This window comes from Spirosoma pollinicola (genome assembly GCF_002831565.1).
In the GTDB taxonomy this organism is placed as follows: Bacteria; Bacteroidota; Bacteroidia; order Cytophagales; family Spirosomataceae; genus Spirosoma; species Spirosoma pollinicola.
The window spans coordinates 2035903-2061109 of the sequence record NZ_CP025096.1; the positions used below are offsets into that span (position 1 = coordinate 2035903).

At 47.3% G+C, this 25207-nt stretch carries 23 protein-coding genes; 11 read left to right on the forward strand and 12 right to left on the reverse strand.

Features of this window, described 5'->3' with window-relative positions; all coding sequences use genetic code 11:
• Positions 1 to 3 precede the first annotated feature (3 nt).
• Positions 4 to 1686, reverse strand: coding sequence for an amino acid permease (locus CWM47_RS08650; protein WP_100987601.1), 1683 nt, complete (start codon positions 1684 to 1686; stop codon positions 4 to 6).
• A 144-nt stretch (positions 1687 to 1830) separates the two neighbouring features.
• On the opposite strand from CWM47_RS08650, the gene gldA reads away from it, so the two are divergent.
• Positions 1831 to 2748 (forward strand): gliding motility-associated ABC transporter ATP-binding subunit GldA, encoded by a 918-nt coding sequence (gene gldA, locus CWM47_RS08655; protein ID WP_100987602.1) that lies wholly within the window; start codon positions 1831 to 1833, stop codon positions 2746 to 2748.
• 68 nt (positions 2749 to 2816) lie between these two features.
• Here gldA and CWM47_RS08660 read toward each other — a convergent pair whose 3' ends face one another.
• The 3 genes from CWM47_RS08660 to aroB all read right to left on the reverse strand — a co-directional run bounded on the left by CWM47_RS08660 (position 2817) and on the right by aroB (position 5322).
• Positions 2817 to 3503, reverse strand: coding sequence for a transposase (locus CWM47_RS08660; protein ID WP_157815924.1), 687 nt, complete (start codon positions 3501 to 3503; stop codon positions 2817 to 2819).
• 124 nt (positions 3504 to 3627) lie between these two features.
• The gene (locus CWM47_RS08665) at positions 3628 to 4161 is read right to left on the reverse strand and encodes a DUF4136 domain-containing protein (protein ID WP_100987604.1); all 534 of its coding nucleotides are present in this window, start codon (positions 4159 to 4161) and stop codon (positions 3628 to 3630) included.
• Positions 4162 to 4284: 123 nt separating this feature from the next.
• On the reverse strand, positions 4285 to 5322 hold the full coding sequence (aroB, locus tag CWM47_RS08670; RefSeq protein ID WP_100987605.1) for a 3-dehydroquinate synthase: 1038 nt from the start codon (positions 5320 to 5322) through the stop codon (positions 4285 to 4287).
• Between the two features lie 244 nt (positions 5323 to 5566).
• On the opposite strand from aroB, the gene CWM47_RS08675 reads away from it, so the two are divergent.
• The 5 genes from CWM47_RS08675 (at position 5567) to CWM47_RS39150 (ending at position 10361) form a co-directional block, all read left to right on the forward strand.
• Positions 5567 to 6814 carry an MFS transporter gene (locus tag CWM47_RS08675; RefSeq protein ID WP_100987606.1) on the forward strand — a complete coding sequence of 416 codons (1248 nt, stop codon included), beginning with the start codon at positions 5567 to 5569 and terminating at the stop codon, positions 6812 to 6814.
• 1202 nt (positions 6815 to 8016) lie between these two features.
• Positions 8017 to 8268 carry a redox-active disulfide protein 2 gene (locus CWM47_RS08680; protein WP_100987607.1) on the forward strand — a complete coding sequence of 84 codons (252 nt, stop codon included), beginning with the start codon at positions 8017 to 8019 and terminating at the stop codon, positions 8266 to 8268.
• A gap of 104 nt (positions 8269 to 8372) precedes the next feature.
• Complete coding sequence (locus CWM47_RS39140; RefSeq protein ID WP_240625788.1) at positions 8373 to 8798, forward strand: transposase; 426 nt, start codon at positions 8373 to 8375, stop codon at positions 8796 to 8798.
• A complete protein-coding gene (locus CWM47_RS39145) occupies positions 8795 to 9277 on the forward strand; it encodes a hypothetical protein (protein ID WP_240625790.1) in 483 nt (160 codons plus the stop codon). The genes CWM47_RS39140 and CWM47_RS39145 overlap by 4 nt, the downstream gene beginning before the upstream one ends.
• Positions 9249 to 10361, forward strand: coding sequence for a transposase (locus CWM47_RS39150; RefSeq protein WP_240625792.1), 1113 nt, complete (start codon positions 9249 to 9251; stop codon positions 10359 to 10361). Before CWM47_RS39145 ends, CWM47_RS39150 begins: the two co-directional genes overlap by 29 nt.
• 143 nt (positions 10362 to 10504) lie before the next feature.
• On the opposite strand, the gene CWM47_RS08690 is transcribed toward CWM47_RS39150, so the two are convergent.
• Positions 10505 to 11644 carry a pyridoxal phosphate-dependent aminotransferase gene (locus tag CWM47_RS08690; protein WP_100987608.1) on the reverse strand — a complete coding sequence of 380 codons (1140 nt, stop codon included), beginning with the start codon at positions 11642 to 11644 and terminating at the stop codon, positions 10505 to 10507.
• A 249-nt stretch (positions 11645 to 11893) separates the two neighbouring features.
• Positions 11894 to 12928, reverse strand: coding sequence for a glycosyltransferase family 9 protein (locus CWM47_RS08695; RefSeq protein WP_100987609.1), 1035 nt, complete (start codon positions 12926 to 12928; stop codon positions 11894 to 11896).
• Positions 12929 to 12956: 28 nt separating this feature from the next.
• Between CWM47_RS08695 and CWM47_RS08700 the strand changes: the two genes are divergently transcribed.
• Together CWM47_RS08700 and CWM47_RS08705 are read left to right on the forward strand one after the other, a co-directional pair.
• Positions 12957 to 14192, forward strand: coding sequence for a M16 family metallopeptidase (locus tag CWM47_RS08700; protein WP_100987610.1), 1236 nt, complete (start codon positions 12957 to 12959; stop codon positions 14190 to 14192).
• Positions 14193 to 14229: 37 nt separating this feature from the next.
• Positions 14230 to 14556: a nucleotide pyrophosphohydrolase gene (locus CWM47_RS08705; RefSeq protein ID WP_100987611.1), complete on the forward strand. Its 327-nt coding sequence runs from the start codon at positions 14230 to 14232 to the stop codon at positions 14554 to 14556.
• 126 nt (positions 14557 to 14682) lie between these two features.
• Here CWM47_RS08705 and CWM47_RS08710 read toward each other — a convergent pair whose 3' ends face one another.
• The 3 genes from CWM47_RS08710 to bshA all read right to left on the reverse strand — a co-directional run bounded on the left by CWM47_RS08710 (position 14683) and on the right by bshA (position 18053).
• Positions 14683 to 15330: a sterol desaturase family protein gene (locus tag CWM47_RS08710; RefSeq protein WP_100987612.1), complete on the reverse strand. Its 648-nt coding sequence runs from the start codon at positions 15328 to 15330 to the stop codon at positions 14683 to 14685.
• 95 nt (positions 15331 to 15425) lie between these two features.
• Positions 15426 to 16763, reverse strand: coding sequence for an NAD(P)/FAD-dependent oxidoreductase (locus CWM47_RS08715; protein WP_100987613.1), 1338 nt, complete (start codon positions 16761 to 16763; stop codon positions 15426 to 15428).
• Positions 16764 to 16913: 150 nt separating this feature from the next.
• Positions 16914 to 18053 carry an N-acetyl-alpha-D-glucosaminyl L-malate synthase BshA gene (gene bshA / locus CWM47_RS08720; protein WP_100987614.1) on the reverse strand — a complete coding sequence of 380 codons (1140 nt, stop codon included), beginning with the start codon at positions 18051 to 18053 and terminating at the stop codon, positions 16914 to 16916.
• Between the two features lie 178 nt (positions 18054 to 18231).
• Here bshA and CWM47_RS08725 point away from each other — a divergent pair, with 178 nt between their 5' ends.
• Together CWM47_RS08725 and CWM47_RS08730 are read left to right on the forward strand one after the other, a co-directional pair.
• Positions 18232 to 19107, forward strand: a complete 876-nt coding sequence (locus tag CWM47_RS08725; RefSeq protein WP_100987615.1) for a geranylgeranylglycerol-phosphate geranylgeranyltransferase — start codon at positions 18232 to 18234, stop codon at positions 19105 to 19107.
• A 153-nt stretch (positions 19108 to 19260) separates the two neighbouring features.
• On the forward strand, positions 19261 to 19641 hold the full coding sequence (locus tag CWM47_RS08730; RefSeq protein ID WP_100987616.1) for a MerC domain-containing protein: 381 nt from the start codon (positions 19261 to 19263) through the stop codon (positions 19639 to 19641).
• Here CWM47_RS08730 and CWM47_RS08735 read toward each other — a convergent pair.
• The 3 genes from CWM47_RS08735 to CWM47_RS08745 form a co-directional block, all read right to left on the reverse strand.
• The gene (locus CWM47_RS08735; RefSeq protein ID WP_240625794.1) at positions 19638 to 20825 is read right to left on the reverse strand and encodes a cytochrome-c peroxidase; all 1188 of its coding nucleotides are present in this window, start codon (positions 20823 to 20825) and stop codon (positions 19638 to 19640) included. The genes CWM47_RS08730 and CWM47_RS08735 overlap by 4 nt on opposite strands.
• On the reverse strand, positions 20822 to 21634 hold the full coding sequence (locus tag CWM47_RS08740) for an MbnP family protein (protein ID WP_100987617.1): 813 nt from the start codon (positions 21632 to 21634) through the stop codon (positions 20822 to 20824). Before CWM47_RS08740 ends, CWM47_RS08735 begins: the two co-directional genes overlap by 4 nt.
• 121 nt (positions 21635 to 21755) lie before the next feature.
• Entirely contained in the window at positions 21756 to 22511 is a 756-nt protein-coding gene (locus CWM47_RS08745; RefSeq protein WP_100987618.1) for a phosphatase PAP2 family protein, read from the reverse strand.
• A 231-nt stretch (positions 22512 to 22742) separates the two neighbouring features.
• Between CWM47_RS08745 and CWM47_RS08750 the strand changes: the two genes are divergently transcribed.
• Complete coding sequence (locus tag CWM47_RS08750; RefSeq protein ID WP_100987619.1) at positions 22743 to 25199, forward strand: outer membrane beta-barrel family protein; 2457 nt, start codon at positions 22743 to 22745, stop codon at positions 25197 to 25199.
• Positions 25200 to 25207 lie beyond the last annotated feature (8 nt).

Genomic DNA, 25207 nt, shown 5'->3' on the forward strand with positions numbered 1-25207 from the left:
AATTTACACCTCCAATGCCTTTTCCCGTATGGCTAATTTACTCTTTCTGAATCCGTATGAAAAGTAAATAACCAAACCAATTACTAACCAGATTCCGAAAATCTTCCAGTTGCTGGCTCCTAATTCGGTCATAAGATAGAGGTTGGTTAGCACACCGATGACGGGCAACAACGAGAAATTGTAACGAAATCCCTGCACTGCCATAAACGCCCAAACAGCCCAGAAAACGACTAATAAAGGCTTGCTTTCTACAGTTTGCAGCAGTCCGTCTTTTGTCAGTGCATAAGCCAGTACAGCCAGCAATACCAGGCCAATGATGTATTTTCCATTTACATAAGGCACCTTGAATTTCGATTGTGCCGTGAGCCCTTTGGCGTCCAGAAACAAAATACCGGCACACACAAGAATAAAGGCAAAGAAGGTTCCAACGCTGGTAAGATCCACAAAGAACTTAAGATCCATGAACAGCGACGGAATAGCCACCAGAAAACCCGTGACGATGGTAGCGAACGAGGGCGTTTTGTAGGTAGGATGAATCTTCGAAAAACGCTTCCATAGAAGACCGTCGCGGCTCATGGTCATCCAGATGCGCGGCTGGCCAAGTTGATACACCAAAAGCGCACTGGTAATAGCAACAACGGCACTTACCGAAATCACACCCGCGACAAAATCGAGGTTCACTTTTTGGAAAACATAAGCTAGTGGATCACTCACGCCCAACTCTTTATAGTTAACCATTCCTGTCAATACGAGTGTAATCAACACATATAAAACCGTACAGATACCCAGGCAGTAAAGCATAGCGCGGGGAAGGTCGCGCTGGGGGTTTTTGCATTCTTCGGCAGTAGTTGAAATCGAGTCGAAGCCGATAAAGGCGAAAAACACCGAAGCCACCCCACTCAACACGCCAGAAATACCATTCGGTGCAAATGGCGACCAGTTAGCGGGTTTTACGTAAAAGGCCCCCACGCCAATGACCAGAGCAATGACCGCCAGTTTAAGAACAACAAGAATGTTGCTCGCTGTGCGCGATTCCTTGATGCCAATATATACCAGCGCTGTAATAAGCACGGTTATGGCCCCGGCAGGCAGATTTGCAATAAGATGGAGATTACCAACAACGGGTGCATTGGCATAGGCATCGGCAAGAAGACGTGTATTTTCGGGCAGTGTGTCGAGCGATGTTCCAGCTAGCCTGGTTTGCTCAACAAGCGTAAAGGCGCGCGACGCTGAGCCATAGTCGGTAGCAAAGTATTTGGGGAAGGTGATACCAAACCCACTGAGCATAGACGTAAAATACTCCGACCAGGATATGGCAACGACCATGTTACTGACAGCATACTCAAGGATAAGCGCCCAGCCAATAATCCACGCAAAAATCTCACCGAAAGCGACGTAGGCGTAGGTGTAGGCGCTACCGCTTACGGGCACCGTACTGGCGAACTGGGCGTAGCTTAATGCCGTGAATACACAGGCAATAGCCGTGAAAACAAACAGCAACGATACCGCCGGACCACCGTTATAACTCGCCAATCCAATTGTACTGAAAATACCGGCCCCAATAATAGCGGCAATGCCAAAGGAGGTTAAATCACGGACGCCCAACGTCTTTACCAGTGTACTTGATTCACCTTCGGCGGCATCACTCAGGATTTGGGTTACGGTCTTTTTTCGTAAAAGCGACATAGGCAGAGAAAGAAAAACGATGTCTATTGATGTTAAACCGATAAAAATAGAAATTCTTTCCGGTTTTTTGTACGTTACTTTCACATAGCGTACATGCCAGTCGTACGCTGTTTGTCGTTTATCCTTTATTAGTCAACAGTCAGCATGTCTATCCGAGTCCAGAATCTTACGAAAGAATACAATCACCAACGGGCTGTGAATCAAATTTCACTTACTGTGCAGGCGGGTGAAATCGTCGGTTTTCTGGGACCAAACGGTGCGGGCAAGTCCACGACTATGAAGATTGCAACAGGCTACCTCCCTCCTACCGATGGCACAGTGGAGGTAAATGGCTTCGACGTCAGGACTCAGTCTATGGACGTTCGGCGGAGTGTAGGCTATCTGCCCGAACACAACCCACTTTATCTGGATCTGTACGTAAAAGAATATTTGCGTTTTGCCGGGTCACTGCATGGCATGCGCGGAACCGACCTGAGTCGACGCATATCAGATATGATCGAGCTGGTAGGTCTGGGCCGCGAACAGCACAAGCGTATCGGACAGCTTTCCAAAGGCTACCGCCAACGCGTTGGACTGGCGCAGGCTTTGCTGCATAATCCGCCTGTTTTGATTCTGGATGAACCAACAACGGGCCTCGACCCGAATCAACTCGCCGAAATCCGTCAGGTTATTCGGGAAGCCGGACGCGACAAAACGGTGTTGTTCTCTACCCACATCATGCAGGAAGTAGAAGCCATTTGCGACCGTGTCATTATTATTAATCGGGGGGTTATTGTAGCCGATCAACCTTTAAGCCAGCTAAGAAGTGCCTCGGCAAATGCCAGCCTTGTTGTTGTCGCTGAGTTTGAAGGCCCATTAGCCAACCCGGATGTATTGACCTCCATACCGGGCGTTGAACGTGTGGAACCTATAGAGCGCGGACAATACCGGATAACCGCCATGCCGAACACTGACCTGCGGGTAGCTATTTTCCGGCTTGCCGCCGACCAGAACCTAACACTTGTCGGCCTGCGTCAACAGGAAAACTCACTGGAAGGAATTTTTAAAGAGTTGACGAAGTAACGCGGACATCCTGTCCGCAGTGTAAGCGAGTTGCTCATCATTTTTACACTGCGGACAGGATGTCCGCGTTACTCGTGTCTACAGTATGTATGCGGCCAGTCCTCCCAATTGTCAACCAGACCGGATTTAACTGGATTGTTCAAGATGTAGGCAATTATCCGCTCGAATGATTTCGCATTCCTTACAGAGTGATCATAACTCTCAGGTTGCCAAAATGGTTGGCCTACACGATTTAGTATCCGGTTTGCCCGAACAGCCATATACGTTTTTAAACGTTGTAGTATTTTATAAAACGGCACGCCTTCGCATAAATTCGTTAACAGCACATGAACGTGGTTATGCATAATGCAAAAGGCATGTAGATCATAGGAGGTGCCATCTCCGAAAAATAAACTACCCTTAACCAGTTCAGCAATTTCAGCATTCTGCAACCAGTTTATAGAACCCATACAGCTATCTATGTACTGATCAAACAGCACAAAGTATCTACCTTCCAGCCGTTTTTTAACAGCTTCTATCGACTCATTTTCTTTGATATGTTGTTGAACAAGCCGACTGTGTTCCTCCTGCATTTGACGTAACACAGTGTAAGGAACAGTACCATTAAGCCTAAATGTGATAAAAAGCGTTTCGCCAGGCGGCATGATATGTGGCAAACGTCGGCGGTACGGTTCGTGCATATACAGTATACGCAGACCGTCGTAAAAAGTAACGCGGACATCCTGTCCGCAGTGTAGAAAGACGTTTAAGTTCATACACTGCGGACAAGATGTCCGCCCTAGATTATCTGTATTAGTCGAAAGTAACGCGGACATCCTGCCCGCAGTATACAAAAGCCATTCAAGCCTCTTACACTGCGGACAAGATGTCCGCCCTACACTATCTGGCTGTAGCCATTAAGGGGTACTGATCGAAAATAGATCGGACGATGCCTTTGAAATAGTTGTTCTTGAAGTTCTGGTTTCGCATCATTTTCGATGCGTATCCTTTCCAGATAACCTGATACGATTCGGCGTCGATGAGCGAGATCATCAACGTACCTTCATCGAGATTGTAGTCAATTCGTTTGTAGGTAGCGTCGTCATCTTCACGTACCACCCAGTCTTTAATGACCGGTTGCTGGTAGCCCCGGAAGCGCAGGTCAGACCGGAATATATTGTAGGATATCAACAGATTTGGGCTGCGGTTACTAACCCGATAACCCCGAGCTTCCATCTGGTGTCGAATTGCATCCTGAATATCGGAGCAGAGAAGTGTTGAATCGACGAATTCACATTCTAAAAAATTAAACGATTCGTAGTTTTTGAAGTGCCCTTCGTAGCTGTAGTCATGCTCGACAAACAACCTACTCGGCGAGCAACCCGCCACCACAATTACAGCCAGCGTAAACAGAATTCCGATGCACTTTTTCATACTCCCGTTTGTAAAAAGTTTTCAATAGATAACTGAGATTAAATAAACTGCGATGACAACATTTGAACAAACCCAAATATAGACGTAAATGTTTCTTAAACAATACTATACGTCCACATTTATCTACTTATTTATGCCTCGGTAAAACTCAAGTCCCTTGCGCATTTCAGAGGCCGTTACGGCAATATCGAATGCACAGCTTCCGGCCCCATCCAGTAAGGACATTCGTACTTCACGACCCCTGTTTTTCTTGTCCTGCAAGGTTAGCGACAATATTGGTTCGATGTCCTCCTCGACTAACCGCACATTGCCATATACGGCAAATATATATTCTTCGATTTGCGTCAATAGCGATTGGTCGATCATTTTTTTGTGATGCGCTATAAACGCTTCGGCAACCATACCAACAGCAATGGCTTCGCCATGTAAAAGGCGTTTGCGCGGTTGTGTCAGGTAATAAGTCTCGACAGCATGACCCAGCGTATGACCGAAGTTCAGAATTTTACGAAGCCCTTTTTCGGTTGGGTCCTGCGCGACAACGTTTTCTTTAACGGCTACAGAATGCGCTACCAGCGCCGACCAATCCTGCTCCTCAAGATCGCGCCGACGAATTTCGTCCCACTTAGCGGCATCGGCAATGAGACAATGTTTAATCACCTCGGCAAATCCCGACCGAAGTTCGCGCTCCGGCAAGGTGGTCAGAAAGGTTGTATCAATAAGTACCGCGTTGGGTTGCTGGAACACCCCAATGTGATTTTTGAAGCCCCGAAAATCAATACCGAGTTTGCCGCCCACACTGGCATCTACCTGAGAAAGTAAGGTAGTGGGTATTTGAGCAAAGGCAATACCGCGTTTGTAGGTAGCCGCACAAAAACCACCCATATCACCAATGACGCCACCACCGAGATTCAGCACCAGCGCATGACGGTCGAAATTAGCGCGGGTCAGCGCATCCCAGATCATTTCGCAGGTAGCCAGATGCTTCTGCTCTTCGCCCGATTTGATCCGAACGAGCGTGTGCTTTGGCAAAAGCGCTTTCAACTCAGGGTAGCAGAAACGAAATGTATGGTTATCGGCAATGACGGCGATGGCCGAAAAATCGTAGGAATCGAGGAAAGCGGGAAGGCTTTCGGCAAGTGGAGCAATGGTTACGGTCGACATACTGTAAAAGTACGGCGGTCAACGGTTGGTGGAACGAGAGTGACCGAGTTTATTTTTCCGTCTAGGATGTCAGAAGCGTTTGGGCTGATTTAACGAATTCCTCAATACAAATTGATCAGATCAGGCAATCCTACCAAATAAAATATATGTCACTTACTGACAATCAGTGACATCTGTTGCTTTTCCGATCAGCCAACTTATCTTTACCCTACTCCTTTTTTTTACACACTTCATCATCTCCTTTATGAAGGTTCGCTACCGCGTTCTGGCGGGTTTATTTCTGCTCTCGACCATTACCTACCTCGACCGCGTTTGCATGAACGTAGTGAGCAAATATGTTAAAGCCGACCTCCATCTCGACAATGAACAATTTGGCTGGATTCTCGGCGCGTTCTCGCTGGCCTACGCTCTGTTTGAAATCCCCACCGGCTCCCTCGGCGACAAAATTGGCCCCCGGCGTATTCTGACGCGGGTGGTACTTTGGTGGTCCGGCTTCACGATGCTTACGGGCACTGCCTTTAATTTTATTTACCTGTTGGTGGTCCGGTTCCTGTTTGGGGCTGGCGAAGCGGGGGCTTATCCAAATGCGTCTATTGTTATTGCCCGATGGTTTCCGGCGGTTGAGGTAGGCCGGGCACAGTCCGTTATCTGGGCTGCTGGTCGGCTGGGTGGTGCCTTAACGCCTTTACTGGTTATTCCGCTGGTGCATTACGCGGGGTGGCGTTGGGCGTTTGGCGCTTTAGGCCTGCTGGGAGTTGTGTGGGCTATAGGCTGGTACATCTGGTTTCGCGACGAACCCGCGGCCCATTCGAGTATTGATCTCGACGAGGTTCGGGAGATTGAACGGGGTCGAAAAATCAAAGATTCGGATCACCTGATTCCGTGGAAAACCATTCTCCGCAACCCCGACTTATGGGCGCTGATGTTGATGTGCCACCTATTCTTTTATGGGTCCTATTTCTTCACCAACTGGTCGTCGGTGTATTTTCAGGAAGGGCGCGGTATGACCGAAGACCAGACGAAAAACTTTATCTCACTCTCTTATTTCCTGGGAGCCGTTGGCTGTCTGGTGGGCGGAGTGTTAAGTGATGCGCTCAGCAAGCGCTATGGCCTTAAAATAGGTCGTCGGGCGGTGGGCGTGGGCGGACTGGGTTTGTCGAGTCTGTTCTTCCTGCTGGCCGGTCTCACCACCGACAATCAGTTGGCGGGCTACTTTCTGGCGATCTGCGTTTTAGCTAAAGATCTGGCCTTACCTGTTGCCTTTGCGGTATGCGTAGATATTGGGCAGCGGAACGCGGGTTCGGTAACGGGTGCCATGAATTTTGCCGGGCAGTTGGGTGGCTTTTTCATCACCATCCTATTTGGCATCATCGTCAAACACACCAATAACTTCAATTACCCATTGTTTATGATTGCGGGTTGCCTGCTGGTTAGCGCGTTGCTATGGCTGCGAATTGACCCAACTAAACCGGTGACGATAAAAGGCGTGTGATTGAAATATATAGGATAGAAATACCATATAATGTTGAAATTATTTTATAAATTGATTAAAATTTTAAACTAATCAGTATAATGCTGATTGTGTAACAACTTTAGCGTACCCTTCCTGTTTATGGAAATCATAAGAAATGTTCGTTTTATACTGTCATTTATACTTATGTAGGACAGATAAGCAAGGGCCATAATCGGTTATGCTGGTTCACCAGGCGGTTATCTAAACAACATAATTTTACTCTATTTGGGCGAAGCAGTCGGCTTTCCGGGATTGAGCTGGCTTACAAGGATAGTACAGTCAAAAGGCCCATATAAGCGAGATTATAGAACTAATAGCAGGGTTTCCAACCAGCTTCATACAAATAAGGTCTTCTCTCAAAGAACACGACAATGCGGACACATATTATTACCTCACTAGTGATGATTAGTTGCGCTCTATTCCCTTTAACCAGTAACGCACAATCCGATTTGACCTCACCATTGCTTAGAAAATCGCTCTGGCGAGTAAGCTTGTTCAACTTGGTTAGACCTGGAATCAGCCATGAACTACGAGTCACTCGTAATGTTTCAGTACTCTCAGTGGCCAGTTTACGTACTGGTTACATTAGCCACAGCGAACAAAATAAGCCCACAATCTGGTATCGATCATTGGCAGCTCAAGCCAGCTTAAGTGCGCGTTATTACTACAATTTAGACCGTCGTCTAGCGGCTGGTAAGAGTATCCAGTATAACAGTGGAAATTACTGGAGTTTAGGCGCTTACTATACCTCACCAGTTATTACTCACTGGGGAGAGCAAAGTCTTTTTAATACTACCTACCCCTTAGGGTCAGGCAATTCCGTAAATATCCGATTGTTATGGGGCATGCAACGGCAGTTACCCACTAAGCGCTTTTACTACGATTTTTCGGCAGGTCTCCAAGTGAATACTAACAAACCAGACAGCCGTTTGCACGGTTCATTTACGGCTCAACTGGCTGTTGGCTATTGCTTGACCAAGTGAGTTTGACAGATTACTATAATCGTTGTGGCTGTTGCAAAAGTCAACAGAGCTATGAACCCAGCGGCTAGATAAGCAATTTCTTGCCTTGTGAACGGGTGAAATTGGCGACTGATCCAGGACAATCACACCCCTTTTAGACTTTTGCAACAACCACTGCACTTATACAACAGCATTTTTAACTACTATCAAATTATACATATGAAGAATAAAAATCTGAGCGAAATGGATAGTGAAGCTTTGCTCAAACAAGAGAAATCAATAAAGTTCTTAACCGGCATACTAATTGGAGCACTGATAGCATTACTTGCGATTGGTATTATATCGGCTTATAAGAATGGTCAATACACATTCATTATTCTGCCTCTAGCTCTACTGCCCATCGTATTTTTAAACATCAACAATTTAAAAGAAATAAAAAAGGAGATTACTTCTAGAAGAAATATGCTTTAAGTATAATGTTTGAAAACAGTATCTATTCTAGATTTTATCCCTTAACATAAAGTTAGTGGCTGTTGCAAAATTAACTCATTGAGGGTTAGATTAGTTATGAGCTCATGCTAGGCTATCACACGATCCAAACTTCGTTGGTCAAACTGGTACCCGCTCACCATCTTTACCAGCAATTGCTAAAAGCGGTCGACTTTCGCTTTGTCAGGCCGCTTTTTGAGCCCTTTTATAGCACCACGGGGCGGCCTTCGCTGGACCCAATCGTGTTTATTAAGCTGCAACTAGTAGCACATCTGGAGAATATTACCTCGGATCGGAAGCTCCTGGAACTGGCCAACCTGCATCTAGGCATCCGTGCGTTTTTAGGCTATGCACTAGAGCAGCCCTTGCCCTGGCATAGCACGCTGTCACGAACCCGCCAACGCGTCCCGGTCTCCGTCTTTGAAACCGCACCGGCGGCCCGGGTGCTTTACCCACATCGTAGGCTTATGCATCCACAAGGGGCTCGTCAGTGGCCATACCCAGGTGATTGACCGCGGCAGCGGACCGCTCTGCCTACATCAAAGCGAATGCGTCGATGAGTCGGCTGAAGCGAAAGCCGGCCATCTGGTCATCTGAGACGACTTCTTCGTTAAGTAAGCTTAACGCCCCTCGGCTAACCGCTTCGGCGGATCGCTTACAGCACATCCACCGGTTTCATAAAAACATCAAAAAAGCTGCCCCTAACAAAACGGGCCAACTTTTCAGCAATCTCACTCATTATAGCCCCACAGACCCAGATGCCCGTATTGCGTTCAAAACCGGTAAGCCTCGCCAACTGGCGTACATGACCAGCGTGAGCGTGGATGCCTCCCAACATGTGATCACGCATATTAAGGCGGGTTCAGCCGACCGGCGCGATAGTCGCAATCTACTACCAATCGTCGATACCACTCAAACCCGCTTGACGAGTTTTGGTGTGTCCATAAGCAACATAGTGGCCGATGCGGCCGGGCCGCCGGTGCGGCTATAGTTCCGGGGAAAACTATGAGCACTTAGAAGATCGGGGATTGACCGGTTATATACCTCCTCATGGCAAGTACAAAAAGGAGCGGCCAGGCTTCCGCTGTGATCCTACGAGTGACAGTTACACCTGTAGTCAGGGGAAACGTTTGGCTTTTGATCGACTGGTGGTTGATAAACAGGGAAATCCTAAGAAACGCTATATGGCCAAGGGGTCCGATTGTAAAGACTGCAACCTTTGTGAGCCCTGTAAGGGCAAGAAGGCTAGCGAAAAGCGCTTACATCATACTTACTTTAAAGCTCAATACGAGCGAATGGTGGAGCGGTTATCGAGTCGATTCGGCAAGCGCATGATGCGGATACGATCAGCGACGGTCGAGCCGGTCTTAGGTAGCCTGATCAATTACTTTGGGCTCCGCCAAATCAATACTCGGAGCCGAGAAGCTGCGGCAAAGGTGATGTATGTGGCAGCCATGGCCTACAATCTGAAGAAGTACCTGCGCTTTACCCCCGTTGAACAAAGTGGAATGGTAATCGCTCTGCCAATACCTGATCAGTTTTATTATATACTGTTCTACTTTTGCAACAGCCACCGTTCTTATACAACAGTCGTGAAATCCAACCTTATTACTCTTTTTAGAATCACGGTTAAAGATAAATTAATCGATTGGGGTATGAGAAGTATTGTATTAAGTATACTAGTGTACGTGACCTTGGGTTTGGCAGGTTGTCACCAAGAGGTTGATCCTATCAATGAACACACTCAAAATGTGCAACAAGCAAAGAAATGGTTTCTTGGTCGGTGGAAACTCGTCAATGTAGTTGTCCAGTTACCTAATCCTGTGATACCGAGTGTAAACTTGGTAGTAGACGATAATCAAATTAAACTTTTACAAGATGGTAGCCAGATTGACAGAGTTGACTATGAAATAATCAGCGTAAATAATGGTCTGAAGATTACGACCAATGCTCAACCCAGAACTGATAATTGGTATGTACGCAATCCTAGTTTGTACCTCAATAAAAAGCGAATGTTTCTAGATTTAGGCGTGGCTTCGGATGGGCCAGGTTTTGAATTTATTAAAGTAGATTAGCTTGGGCCATTTGTAAATAACGAGGATTGGCATTCATCAAGAAATCTTTCTGGAACAGGCAAAAAAAGTGGTGCCAACGTAGGGCACCACTTTTTTATAAGGTTTATGTCTGCGTAGCGGTTTTCCAGCCGCATTACGTTTATTTACGAAATCAGTTTCAGTCCATCGGCAAAGGCCTGCATCTGCGGCATAGTGCCCAGGCTAACGCGGCACCAGTATTGACCGTCGAATTTCCACTGGCGGATGCTCACACCCTGATCCATCATTCGGGTTACGAAATCTTCACCCTTCATCCGAATCGGGAACATCACGAAGTTTGCGCCCGATGGAAGCGGCTCATAGTTGGTTTGTTTTAGCACTTTATACAGATAGTCTTTTGATTCCTGCGCCTTACCCAGCGAGTACTTCACGAACTCTTTATCCTGCAAACTGACAATGGCAGCCCGCAGTGTGGTCATGCTCATCGAACTGCCGCCGGTTGCGAATTTGGAAATTTGCTCCAGTAACTCCGGCTTGGCAATCATGTAGCCCGCCCGCAAACCGGCGAAACCATGTACTTTCGAGAACGTTCTGGTAATGATAACGTTGCTGCCTTTCTTCACCAGATCGACCATTGAGTAGGCTTTTGGATCGGGCGTGTAATCAATGTAGGCTTCATCGACCAGAATGGGCGTTTTGGCCCCTACCGCTTCGCAAAAAGCACGCAGTTTGGTTGGATCAACGGTTATGGCGGTTGGGTTGTTGGGGTTGCATAGATAGACCATGCCCGTCTGACTACCAACGCGCTCGTTGAGTTTATTCAGGTTGATATCATAACCATCAGCTGCCACCAGTGGAACTTTGTCCATCGTGATGCCGTGTTTAACCGCCGTGCGGGGCAATGCGTCGAAGGTTGGGTCTGGCGCGACAATCGTGCGACCAGCATCAGGCCGGTAAGCCGCCCAAAGTGAAGCCGCCGTTAGCAACTCGCCCGAACCAGCACCCAGCAACACGTGATCTTCAGGCACGCCTTCGGTGTCGGCAACGAGTTTGCGGAATTGCTTGGCATACTCCATAGCGTACAAATAGCCATCGGGCGCAGCCTCCGTAATGGTTTTAATCGCCTTAGGCGAGGGGCCATAGGGGTTTTCGTTGGCTGACAAACGAGCTTTCAACGCTCCTTTCGGAATTTTGTAGCCCTTGGGCATTTCTGGTTCTGGTTCACAGAATGCCGCAGGAGCAGCCGCTAGCGTCAGGCCAGATAACATACTGGCCCGTAGCCAGTCACGACGATTGATAGACATAGCAGAACATGGATCTTACGTACAGACCAAATATATCCCTTTTACCTATATCTATCAAATAATATTCTGGCAATTAACCTTTTTGTAATTATAAAATTCTAATAAGTAAATATACTCCAAATAAACTGCAAATAAATGCAACAGCGTAGCGTGGACGGTCGGCCGTTGCGGTGGAAACCCGCGACTGATGCGTCAGCAGTAATTCGTCAGTAATGATGTACAATTTGATACTACCCCATTGCTAACGCATCAATCGCGGGTTTCCGCCCGCGCTACGTCCTCTAGCCGAATGCCCCAGGCACAACGGAAATGACCAAGCGGACAGGACTTTTGGCCATGTAAGCTACAGGGCTTGCAATCCAGCCGTTCGGGGGTTTGTACCACGCGGGATACATCGGCCAGGGGGCCAAAGCCAAATTCGGGAACCGTCGAACAAAAGATTGCCGTTGTTGGCGCGTTCATTGCCGAACAGAGATGCAACGGAGCCGAGTCATTCACGTAGTTCATGATAGCCCCCTGTTGCAAGGCAGCCGACTGAAGCAAGCTTAACGTACCGGCCAGATTGACAATTTTCATTCGGGGTGCAGCTAATGTTTTGATCGTTTCGCAGGCAGATACATCGGTTGGCGCTCCCAGCAAATACACCGTCATGTCTTCTGGCAAGGCCTGAATCAGTTCAACCCATCGTTTGGTCGGGTACTGCTTCGTAAACCAAACCGACATGGGTGCCATACAAACATAAGGATGAGCTTTGTAAACGTTGACAGCCTCATAATCGGCAATCGATGGGTACAGTTTGGGCCGACGCGCAAACCCGCCTTTGATGCCCATTGCCCGCAATAAGCTTGTATTTCGATCTACCTCATGTACACCCGGCTCAAACCGATGCTCTACCCGGTGCGTAAAAAAGCGGGCCAATGGGTTTTTATCATAACCAATCGTTGTTTTTGCTTCCGACAAAACCGTTAGCAAGCCCATCGTACCATATCGCTGAAGATTCAGCACCGTATCGTACTGGCGGGCGCGGATGATTTTTAGCAGACGCCAAAAATCAGTGTATTTGGCAAATGCACCACCGGCCCCTTTTTTATGCCAGATCAGGACTTCGTTCAGAAAGGGATGATTCGCCAGTAAACCCTCGTTACCTTTGCGAACCAGTATATCCAGCATCGCGTTAGGATATGCCTCGTGTACTTGTTCGAGCATAGCCGTAGCCAAAATTACATCACCAATAAAGGCAGTTTGGATAATCAGGAACCGGGGCGGATTGGTAGCGGTTATCATTAGTACGCTCAATGCGTAAAAGCTAAGAATGGAAGATTACGAAGTTTATACTTTGCCCAACGGAATTCGGATTGCGCACAAACAAATACCGCATACGCAGATTGCCCACTGTGGCATTATGCTCGACATTGGTAGCCGCGACGAACAACCGCATCAGCAGGGACTGGCCCATTTCTGGGAACACATGGCATTCAAAGGTACGGAGAAACGAAAATCCTACCACATAATTACTCGCTTAGAAAACATTGGTGGTGAGCTTAATGCCTACACAACTAAAGAAAAAGTGTGTTTTCATGCTTCTGTGCTAAATGCTCATTTCGAGAAAGCTACGGAGTTATTGGCAGATATCACCTTTCATTCGATTTTTCCCGAAAAACAAATCGAACGGGAACGTAGCGTTATCCTCGAGGAAATGGCGATGTACTACGATTCGCCGGAAGATGCGATTCAGGATGATTTTGATGAATTGGTATTTCCGAACCATGCGCTCGGTGGCAATATTCTCGGCACCATCGAGACGGTGGGATCGTTTACCCGCGAAGATCTTCAGCAATTTATTGCCGAGAACTACGATACAAGCCGAATCGTGTTTGCCTCGGTGAGTAATCTGTCGTTCAAACAGGTCGTCAAGGTAGCAGAAAAATATTTTCGGGATGTACCAGCGCAGCATTCGGCTCGTGCGCGAAACAAGCCGACAAACTACATGCCGCGTCAAACACGGGTAGAACGGCCCATTACGCAGGCGCAGTGCGCTCTTGGCCGACCAGCCTATGGCCTGACCGACCCAAAGCGGCTCCCGTTTTTTATGCTTGTCAACCTTCTTGGCGGGCCGGGCATGAACTCGCGGCTAAATTTGAACCTGCGCGAAAAGTATGGTCTCGTTTATTCAATTGATGCCAGTTATACCCCCTATCTGGACACGGGTTTTCTAGGCATCTACTTTGGTACGGACCCTAAAAAGGTAGATAAAGCGCAGGCGCTCATTGTCAAAGAGCTGAAGCGACTACGCGAACAACCGCTGACAACCCTGCAGTTGCACCAAACAAAAGAGCAATTGATTGGGCAGTTGGCAATGGCCGAAGAAAGCAATAACAGTTTTATGCTGATGATGGCGAAAAGCTTGCTCGACATTGATCGGGTCGAAGCATTGAACGACATCTTCAGCGATATAAAAGCCGTGACCGCCGAGCAATTGCAATCGCTCGCTCAGGAGGTTTTTGATGAAGATCAATTCAGCTTCCTGACGTTTGTACCAGAGAAGTAATGTTTTGTCGGGCTGGCGATCCAGCATGCCAAAAATAATGACTATTAAAGACGCCCAAACTACCGTCGACGACTGGATCAAGACGGTTGGTGTTCGTTACTTCAATGAACTTACCAATATGGCCCAACTGACCGAAGAGGTTGGGGAGGTAGCTCGTATCATTGCCCGGCGGTATGGCGAGCAGTCCGAAAAAGAATCCGATAAGAACAAAGACCTTGGCGACGAACTGGCTGATGTACTCTGGGTAGTCATTTGCCTAGCCAATCAAACCGGCGTCGATCTGACAGAAGCATTCCAGAAGAATCTGGACAAAAAAAACATCCGAGACGCCACCCGGCATCTTGACAATGAGAAACTTAAGTAGCGCGGACATCCTGTCCGCAATGCTATATGTTAAATTAAATAGCATTGCGGACAGGATGTCCGCGCTACACAAAAAAATCCCCGCTGGAGGCCAGCAGGGATTTTTTTGTTTTAATGCAGGCGAACTCTATTTCTGAAACGATCCAAAAATATAGTCCCAGAACGGCGACGATACACCGTAATTACTTTCGGGATTTTTGTAGTGGTGAACGCTATGGTTTATCCACAAAACCTTGAAGAAATTCTTGGGTGGCGCATACGCATGAACAATGAAATGCACAGCTAAATAGCCGGAATAACCGACCAGAAATCCGGGGAAGAACGCATAAGCCGCTTCGCCCATGACCAGAAAGAATAACCCAAAAAACGCACCTGCCACAAATATCGCCAGTGCCGGAGGCATTGCCAGCCGAGTCTTGTCTTTCGGATATTCGTGGTGAATACCGTGGAAGGTGTACTGGATTTTAGCGCGTTGGGGCGTCGATGGAGTTAAGTGGTACAGATATCGATGCAATACGTATTCAAACAGCGAGAACACCAATAAGCCCGTTACAAATAGCGTTGCGATGGTACTGGTACCCATATCGGTGTATGTGAACGCGTACCAACCTAAAAATACCGATAAAACAAGCCACATAGAAATGGGCACCATAATGTGTGTCCGCGAGAGGGCTTCCAGAATCGGGTTATCAAATAGCTTTTTACTACCGCTATTTTTAGGCCGGGTTTTACCGTGACCGGCCATAGTATGGAGCTTTTCAGTAGTTGATTCCATAGAGAAAGATCATTAACAAAGAGTATTACAGGCACAAAATTAAAACGAAATCAAATTAATTAGTCTAGATAGTAAACTAAATTTACTATCTGAGCTTATGTTTTACTAACCTCCAGCTGATCGGATAGTTTTTCCTGCATGGCAGCCATATTGCCTTTAGGCATTTTCTGACGAATAATTAACCGAAGGGAATTATTGTAAGTCAGATAGTTAAACATCCAGTTCAGAAAAATAGCCAGACGATTTTTAACGCCAACGATGGACATCAGGTGAACAAATAACCACGTTATCCAGGCAAAAAATCCCTGAAACTTCAAAAATGGCAAATCGACGACAGCTAATCCACGACCAATGGTAGCCATTGTGCCCAAATCACGATAGGTGAATACGACAGGTTGTTCATTACGCTCCCATCGAATCATATTTTTCGCCAAATGCCGACCTTGCTGAATTGCGGGTTGCGCTATCTGCGGATGACCATTGGGCCATTTCTCTTCGGTCATCAGGGCTACGTCGCCAATGGCAAATACATCCGTGAAACCCTGTACTTTACTGTACTGATCGACTAGCACGCGACCACCCCGGCCAATTACTTCTGGTGGCAAACCGGCCAACGGGTTAGCTTTAACGCCAGCCGCCCAAATAAGGTTATTGGTGCGAAGCGTGGAGCCATCGTTCATCGTTACCGTACGACCGTCAAAATCCTTCACACGCGTGTTGAGCCGCACATGCACCCCTAACTTCTGCAAATAAGCGAGCGAATGTTCCTGCGACTGTACCGACATAGGTCCCAGTAATTCGGCTCCCGATTCGATAAGGAAAATATCCATCATCTTGAAATCCAGCTCCGGATAATCTTTGGGCAACACCGTTTTTCGCATTTCGGCCAGTGTACCGCAAAGCTCCACACCCGTTGGTCCACCGCCTACCACCACCACATCCATTAAGCCTTCCCGTTCGTCGAGCGTTTCCACACTCAGCGCATCCTCAAAATTTTGAAGCATCCGGTTTCGCAAGGCAATAGCCTCGGCTACCGATTTCATCGGCAACGCTTTTTCGATAATGTTTTGCTGATTAAAATAATTTGTATCAGCCCCCGTCGCCATCACCAGGTAATCGTATGTAATTGGCCCTAATTCGGTATCAACTGTTTTATCATCCGGACGAATACCAGTTACGTTGGTTACCCGAATATGCACATTCTTGCAATCACCAAACACGGCCCGTAACGGAAACAAAATCGAATTTGCCTCTAACCCGGCTGTGGCCACCTGATAATAGAGCGGTTGGAACTCATGGTAGTTCTGTTTGTTGATCAGCACTACCTGAAACTCTTTCCGATGCGACAGATGGCGAGCCAGCTTCAGGCCACCAAAACCAGCACCAACAACAACGACGCGTCTGCGATCCGTTTGAGGTATGTTTGGGTTCATTCAAATTTGCGGTTTACACCGGGCCGTCGAAAATAGGCCGCTGTCGTGCGGTTTGCATTTAAGGTTCTGAACCGATGGCAAGATTCGCTAAAAATTGACCACCGGTAACTGACCATTGTAACGTCAAAGATTGATATTTGTTAGGCTCACTTACAACGCTAAAGGCTGGACAGCTTGCAGCACGCGTTCATAGTGGGCCTCATAAAGCGGCAAAATCTGCGAAATCTCGAATTCCTTTGCACGTGCCAACGCGTTTTCTTTGAAGGTTGGCAGATGGTCATCATCCAGGATGTAGAGCGCATTTTTAACCATGTCGGCCACATCACCCAGGTTGCTGAGGAAGCCCGTAACACCCTGTACGTTCAGTTCAGGCAAGCCGCCTACATTGGTCGTAATGAGCGGGACTTCGCAGGCGAGTGCTTCCAGACCGGCCAGACCAAAGCTCTCATTTTCAGATGGCATCAGAAACAGGTCGGCCACAGACAGCACCTCTTCAACGGCATCGAGTTTTCCCAGAAAACGAACCTGATCATAGATGCCCAGATCACGCACAAGCCGCTCAATTCGGGCGCGTTCGGGGCCATCGCCTACCAATAGAAGTTTGGCGGGTGTTTGCTGCTGAACGTGGTAAAAGATCATTACGGCATCGTCGATACGTTTGACCCGACGAAAGTTTGACGTGTGCACAATCAGTTTTTCGCCGTTGGGACAGATCGCTTTTTTAAAATGTTCTTTTTGCTGGCGCTTAAACCGACTCAAGTCAATGAAATTGGGGATAACCTCAATTTCACGATGAACGTTGAAATGCTTGTACGTATCCTGCCGCAAATTTTCTGACACTGCCGTTACGCCATCCGACTCGTTGATACTGAATGTTACCACAGGCGCGTATGATTCATCTTTACCAACCAGTGTAATATCGGTACCGTGGAGTGTTGTCACAACGGGTACGTTGCGTCCCTGCGACCGTAAAATCATTTTAGCCATATAAGCAGCCGACGCATGCGGAATAGCGTAGTGAACGTGCAGTAAATCAACGTTTTCGTTCGTTACTACATTAACCATAGCACTTGCCAGCGCCGACTCATAAGGCGCGTACTGAAAGAGTGGATAGGCGGGTATATTTACTTCGTGGTAGAAGACATTTTCGTTAAAAAAATCAAGCCGCGGTGGTTGCTGGTAGGTAATAAAATGAATCTGGTGGCCTTTTTTGGCCAATCCTTTGCCAAGTTCGGTGGCGACAACACCACTGCCACCAAAGGTTGGGTAACACACAATGCCAATTTTCATGCGTGATAGAACGAGTTTGTCTTTCAACAACAAACGGGAGTAAAAAGAATCCCTAACAATAGAAGAAAGGGACAAGAGGCAAGATGAACTACTTTTTTGTTGTTTCTTTGCGTGTTGGCCGTCATTAGGCCATGCTCCTCCTGCTTCCCATAAGTTTGGTTTCATAAAAACAATTGTCATGGTTGCGCGGCAGTCCATTCCTTTCTCGGCGTTCACACTCGGCTTTCTGCGGCTTATACGGGTGCAAAACCTGTTGATTGTTGTCTTGACGCAGTTTCTGGCACGGCTGTTTCTGATTGGTCCAAAATCTGAAATCATTCAATCCCTCACCGATCCTAAACTCTGGATTCTGGCGGTATCGACAAGTTGTATTGCAGCCGCCGGATACATTATCAATGACTATTTTGACATTAAGATCGACCTGATCAATAAACCTCAACGGGTTGTTATCGGACGCTATCTTAAACGTCGTGTAGCCATGGGCGTGCATCAGATTCTCAATGTAATCGGGTGTTTACTTGGCCTTTACCTGAGCCGATGGGTTTTTGTGGTGGATGTACTATCGGTATCCTTATTGTGGTTTTATTCGGCACAATTCAAACGCCAACCGCTTATCGGCAATGTGGTTATCTCGCTCTTAACCGCTTTTTCGTTGATTGTGATGGCCGTTTTTTATCGCCAGAACACCGCAATAATCCTTATCTACGCCTTATTTTCGTTTGGCATTTCGCTGATTCGGGAGATCATCAAAGATATGCAGGATATTCGGGGAGACGCTCGTTTTGGTTGCCGGACATTGCCCATTGTGTGGGGCCTCCGCCGAACAAAATACCTGCTTTATGTACTAATCGGGGCGTTTCTTATCAGCCTCTTTCTTATTGCCAACTCGTTACAGAACGTTCGGCTCGCCTTTATTTTCGGGTTATTACTCTTTCCTATTGCCTGGCTCATTTACCGGCTCATCATTGCCGACACCCGACGCGATTTCGGTTACCTCAGCAATCTCTGCAAACTGATTATGCTCATGGGTATCGTGAGTATGATATGGGCTTAGAAAGATGTAAGATATAGGATGCATTATCTATCAGGAAGTTGCCGCTAAAGCAATACATCCTACATCTAATATTTTCTTTACGCAACTTTGTTGCAACAAAGTCAGTTAAAAGGAAGTACATTTGCCCAAAGCATCGTATTTTTGTGCGTGCTCATGAAAACAGATATTTTCTCCCGCAAGGCTGATTACATAGGTATCACAGGCTCCGTGCTGTGCATTATTCACTGCCTTATTACGCCTGTGCTGCTACTAACGAGTTCTGTATTTCAGAATTCAGCTTTGCGTGTTGGGTACCTTAGTCTGGATTATGTTTTTATTGGGGTAAATATCGTAGCCGTTTATTTTGCCACTCGACATTACGCGCCCCACATTATTAAACGGAGCCTCTGGGGATTTCTGGGCCTGTTTTCCATTTCGCTCCTGCTAGAGGATGCGTCTCCTGTTTTCCAATATATCGCATACGCTGCATCGGCTGGTTTGGTGATTACCCACTTGCTTAATATCCGGCAGCATAAGGTTAGTCATACGCATTAGTTTGCGCTGAATGACCTATTGCTAATAAACGCATCGTCAGTCAAGGTTTTCAGGAAGGCGATGACCTGCTTCTTTTCGGTGTCGGTCAGGGCAATGCCGAGTTGCCCGTTAACTTTCAGAGCGGGGTCTAGTGTAGGGCTATCTTTTACGCCACTGGTGTAGTGGTTGAGTACCTGGTCTAGTGTGGCAAATCGGCCATCATGCATATACGGAAACGTTTTCTCCACATTTCGAAGACTGGGTACCCTGAATTTTAATCGGTCTGATTCATTCAAGGTGATGGCGTGGCGGCCCTGGTCATTAATTGCACCTACAGACAAGCCATTATTACGATAACTCCGGTCTGTAAATAAATCGGTCGCATGACAGGTCGTGCATTTCTGCTGAAACACCGTTAGTCCGGCCAGTTCGTCCGGGCTTAAATCGCCCCCGGCCTCTTTCCGTACGTATTTGTCATACCGCGAATCGGCGGAAACTAGCGTCAATAAAAATTGCGAAATAGCTTTCAGAAACCGGGCAGTCGTAACGGTATCGGAACCGAATGCCGCGTTGAACAGAGCCGGATATTTAGGGTTTTTCTGAACCCGGTTCAGGGCTTCCGAAAATTTCAAATCCATCTCAACCGCATTTTGAATGGGCGATATGGGCAGTTCGTCCAAGCTAGTCACGCCCCCATCCCAGAAAAATTCGCGTCCCCAGGCCAGATTTTCCAAACCGGGCACATTGCGCGTTCCGAACTTGCCCCCAATGCCGTGGCTTAACGGATGATCGGAATGGCCAAACCCAGCAAACTGCTGGTGGCAAAATCCGCAGCTGATGCTCGTATCGCGGGATAACAGCGGATCGTAAAACAACGTCTTGCCTAACGCCACTCCCTCGACCGTCAGCGGATTTTTGGTCAGGTCATAGGCCATCTCTGGGAAGTTCGCGGGTTTCCGAAGTGTAACGGGCGTCGTTTGGTAGGTAATCCCGCCACCGGGCGTTACGGGAGTAGGATCGACACTTTTGCCAGATTGGCAGGCAACTGCTACCGCAAACAGGAGTACACTTAAGCCCAACCCTACCCGTGTTGTAAGGCTGATAGCAGGCGGATATGTTAAACGCCATATCTCCAAGACATGGCGTTTAACATATCCGCCTGCTATCAGCCGCCACCAGGTCAATATGGTATTTTTAAGCCTCATTGGTTAGCCTGAATACGATCATAGCTGAACATCTGTCCGTAATTGTCAGCAATATTTGTAGAGAATGGATCAAACATAACCGACGAATTCTGGGCGATACTCAGTTTCGTTGTGCCATTAAATAACGATAGAACGTTTGTTTTTAATTGAATAGATGGCGTGGCATTGTTTTGTACTTTAGCGACATCAGTCTTGAAAGGAACTGTAATAGTACGAAGATTATTGATCGTTTTTTTACCGTTATAGCCTCCGCCAAAACCACCTATATGATAGAAAAAGGCGTTGTTCTGAGCCGCTGGTGCCACATTGGATATACCTTCGAGTTTCAGGAAAATATAGCCCGAATTCCACTCCCAATACATGCCGTCGTTTAGTCCCGGATCGAGCACGCCCGTTCGTTTACTGATATCGGCCAGACTACGAGTGCTATCGACCCCAACAACAAAGGTCATCCCGGTATAATTACCCGTTGGCACATTGGAAAGCGTAATCGTTTGAGAAGCTGGCTTTTCTTCCTGAATCAGGAAATAGCAGCTATCCTGCGGCACAACATAGTCGCTGCCATCATCCTTACGAAGGTGAATATTGCTGACGAAGTAATTGAATTTCGTAACTGTAAACGACTCGCCAACGGCGTTTTGGTAGGTGCCCGAATTCAACGCCAAATCCGATGTACCAGCTACATTATCGAACGCGATCCGCATCCGGCCTGTGATAGTCGGGTTTGGCGTATCGTTGGTGTGACACGAAAAAACGGCTAACCCCAGCCCTATACTGGCCAGTAATCCAACAATAATGGTCTTTTTCATGGCGTACGTATTGACAATCCATTCAGTTTACAACAGATGGGCAGGCAAATAACTAACGACAATAGACCTAAAATCATGCAGGATATTGGATTAAATATGAGTTAGATAGACAGAGCGTAGTTCATTTATTCTCTGTACGGTGGCTGGTACGCTGCCATTCGGTGAGCACAATGCCCAAAATCAGCCAGCAGGACCCCAATAGATAGCCGCCCAGCACATCGCTCAGATAATGAACACCCAGATAAATTCGGCTGAAGCCAACAACCAAAATCAAAAAAACGGTACTTATGGCAACCAGCCATCGGTTTCGGATACGACGTCGCCCCCGAACCAGCCAGTAGCCGAGTAAGCCATACAGTGTCATGGCCGTAGCCGCATGACCACTGGGAAATGAATAGCCCGTTTCAGGATAATAAGCAACCTGAGTTGGCCGTGCCCGGTAAAAAGTTCGTTTGCCAATTTGTACAAATACCCCTACACCTGCCATTAGCAGGCATAGAATAAGTATGTTCCGTTTCTTTTTCTGCCGAAACAAAACGTATGATCCAAGTAGGGTTAAACCAACTGTTACGTATGCGGACCCTAACCACGTAAGCACATACAGTCCCTGGCTAATCGAGGTAACTCGCCCCTGAAACAGAAAGTGGGTAAACCATACATCAACTTGAACCATCGGCTCGGCATTGACCACGTTTTCAGCAATTTCCGATAAAATCAACGTATTGGCGATTAATAAGCCGATCAGCATCGTAAGGGGTAAACCCCGGAAGTGTTCCGTTGACAAACGCTCGGCCAACCAATGGACAAAGCCTGTGTATCGGGCAGCAGAATGACCCATGTACTGACGAATTCGCTGCTGAATCTGGATTGACGTCATAATTTCCCCGTCGAGTAAAAGCGGTAATTCCGAAGTAAACTTCGATAAAGAATCTGAAGAAATATTGATGTCTCCTTAATGCAACGACCTATCTAAAACACGTTTATCAACCATCTCCTGTTCCTGATTCTGTAACTAATAGAAGGATAAACTGTATTGTTCATAGAGCCTGATCTATTCTGTCAAAGCTTCAGATTTACTTCAAGTTTAGCAGCCAGTTTTGTTGCTATTATGAAATCAGTAATCTACCCTTCCTTTCTGCTCTTTCTTCTTTTATTGGCACAATCTACCTCTGCGCAACAGGTGGTGCCGAGCAACACGAATCGACTGACAGGTAAGATTTTGGATGTAGGCACCAATAAAGCCTTATCGTTTGCGTCGGTTGCTGTTTTCGAGCAACGAAATGGCAAAGACAGTCTACTGACAGGTAGTCAGGCAAATGGTGAGGGGGTGTTTGTCGTTTCGAATTTACCTTCGGGTTCGCTGACAATGCGGGTGACCTTTGTTGGATATCAAACCCTTGAGCAAACCATTCGAATCAATCAGGCGCAGACAGATGTGGGAACGCTGGCCCTGAAACCTGACGCCAGTATGCTAAAAGAGGTGAACGTAACGGGCGAGAAAAGCGCAATTTCTATGACGATGGAAAAGCGAACGTTCAACGTGGCCAAGAATCTGACCACTATTGGCGGAACAGCCGAAAACGTCCTTAAAAATGTGCCGTCGATTACCCTTGACGAAAGTGGCAATCCCAGCCTGCGCAACATGGCGACAACCATTTATGTCAACGGTAAACCTACCCAGTTGACGCTGTCCCAAATACCGGCCAACCAGATCGAGTCGGTAGAAGTAATATCTAATCCCTCGGCCCGCTATGATGCCTCTACATCGGGTGGTATTGTCAATCTGGTGCTGAAAAAAAACCGGCTTCCTGGCTACAACGGGCTCGTTAGCGCGGGTATCGGTAATAACTCGCGTTTCGACGGTACAGTTAACATTGACTGGCGCAAGGGCAAATGGAATCTGACCAGTTTTTACTCCATCAATGCCACCAGGAACCCGATAACAGGCTACGTGAATCGAACGAACCGAAAGGCCGATGGCAGTCCATTAAATTACTTTACACAGACTACCAGTATTAGCCTCAACAACACATTCCAGAGTGGGAGAATTGCCGCCGATTATGCGCTGAATAATAGAAATACGTTATCGCTGGCGGGCACAGTGGTGGGAGGGGCATTCAACACCGTTAGCGCACAGCCATACACCTATCTCGATCTGAATCAGACAGTTACCAGTTCGGGCAATCGAACAACGGTGCCTCAAAATGCCTTCACTAACATGGGCCTGGAGTTCGACTGGAAACATCAGTTTGCTCGCAAAGGCCGGGAGTTGAGCCTAGTTACTTCCTATAGCCGCAACCACTTTTCCAACGCGGCCGATTGGTTGACAACGGCCCTGGATGCCGGCGGAAATTCGCAATCAGGCTTCCCGGAACGGGACAAAATTACGGGCCGCACCAATGGCAATCAGATTATTGCCCAGTTAGATTATACGCATCCGCTGGGCGACTCGGCCAAGCTTGAAATGGGACTTCGAAGTTACACCTTCGTTCGCGACCAGCAGTATTTCTTCAATAAACTTAACAACGATACACAAGCGTATCAACTGCTCCCGAGTTACTCGCAGGATGCGCGGATTGCCGAAACCGTCAATGCGATTTATGCGCTGTACACGCGTCAGTTTCGCCGGAATATTAGTTTACAGGCAGGTCTGCGGTTGGAACAATCGAGTTTGCACGGTACCTCCCGGCTCGATACAACGACCTTTGGCTATAACTACCCGTCTGCCAACGGCCAGAATCTGTTTCAGTCGCTGTTTCCTTCATTCGCGCTCTCCAAAAAGCTGAACGAAACCGATGAGATCGGTATTAATTTAAGTCGTAAAGTAGGTAGACCAAATTTCCGGCAACTATTTATTGGCATTCAGTCCAACGACCGTCAGAACATCACGATTGGTAACCCTGCCCTTCGTCCCGAGTTCGTCAATACTGCTGAAGTTAATTACAACAAGAGTTTCGGGAGCGTAAGCTGGCTGGCCACAGCCTACTATATTTACGAAGATCACACCATAAAACCCTTCACTCAGCCATCATCAACCGACTCGTCGGTACTGGTAACCACGTTCGTTAACGTAAAAGCCGACATTCGCTATGGTTTTGACAACACGCTGAAGTTCAACATCGGGCCAAATCTGAGTGCAGTAGCGAACATCAATGTATTCAATGTAATTCTGCAATCAGTCAATTTACAGAACCAGTTGGTCTCTTACAATGCCAAGCTGAATTTAACCTACCGCTTACCGGCCAACATATCAGCGCAACTAACAGGTACCAACGACGGCAAGGCTCCGTCGTTGCAAGGGTATCGTCAGGCAGTACGGGGTGTTGACTTTGCTATTCGGAAAGGTTTCTGGGCCAATCGGGCCAGTCTTACCTTCAGCGTCAATGACATGTTCAATTCGCGCCGATTTATCAGTATTTACGACCAACCGGGTGCCTATCAGGTGTCGATGAATCGCCGGGAAGTACGATTTTACAAACTGTCTCTCCAGTTGCCGCTTGGCAGTGATACCGCCAAACGAAATCAGCGTAAAATGGACCGCCCCGACGTAGATTTCAGCAACTAAGCGAAGCC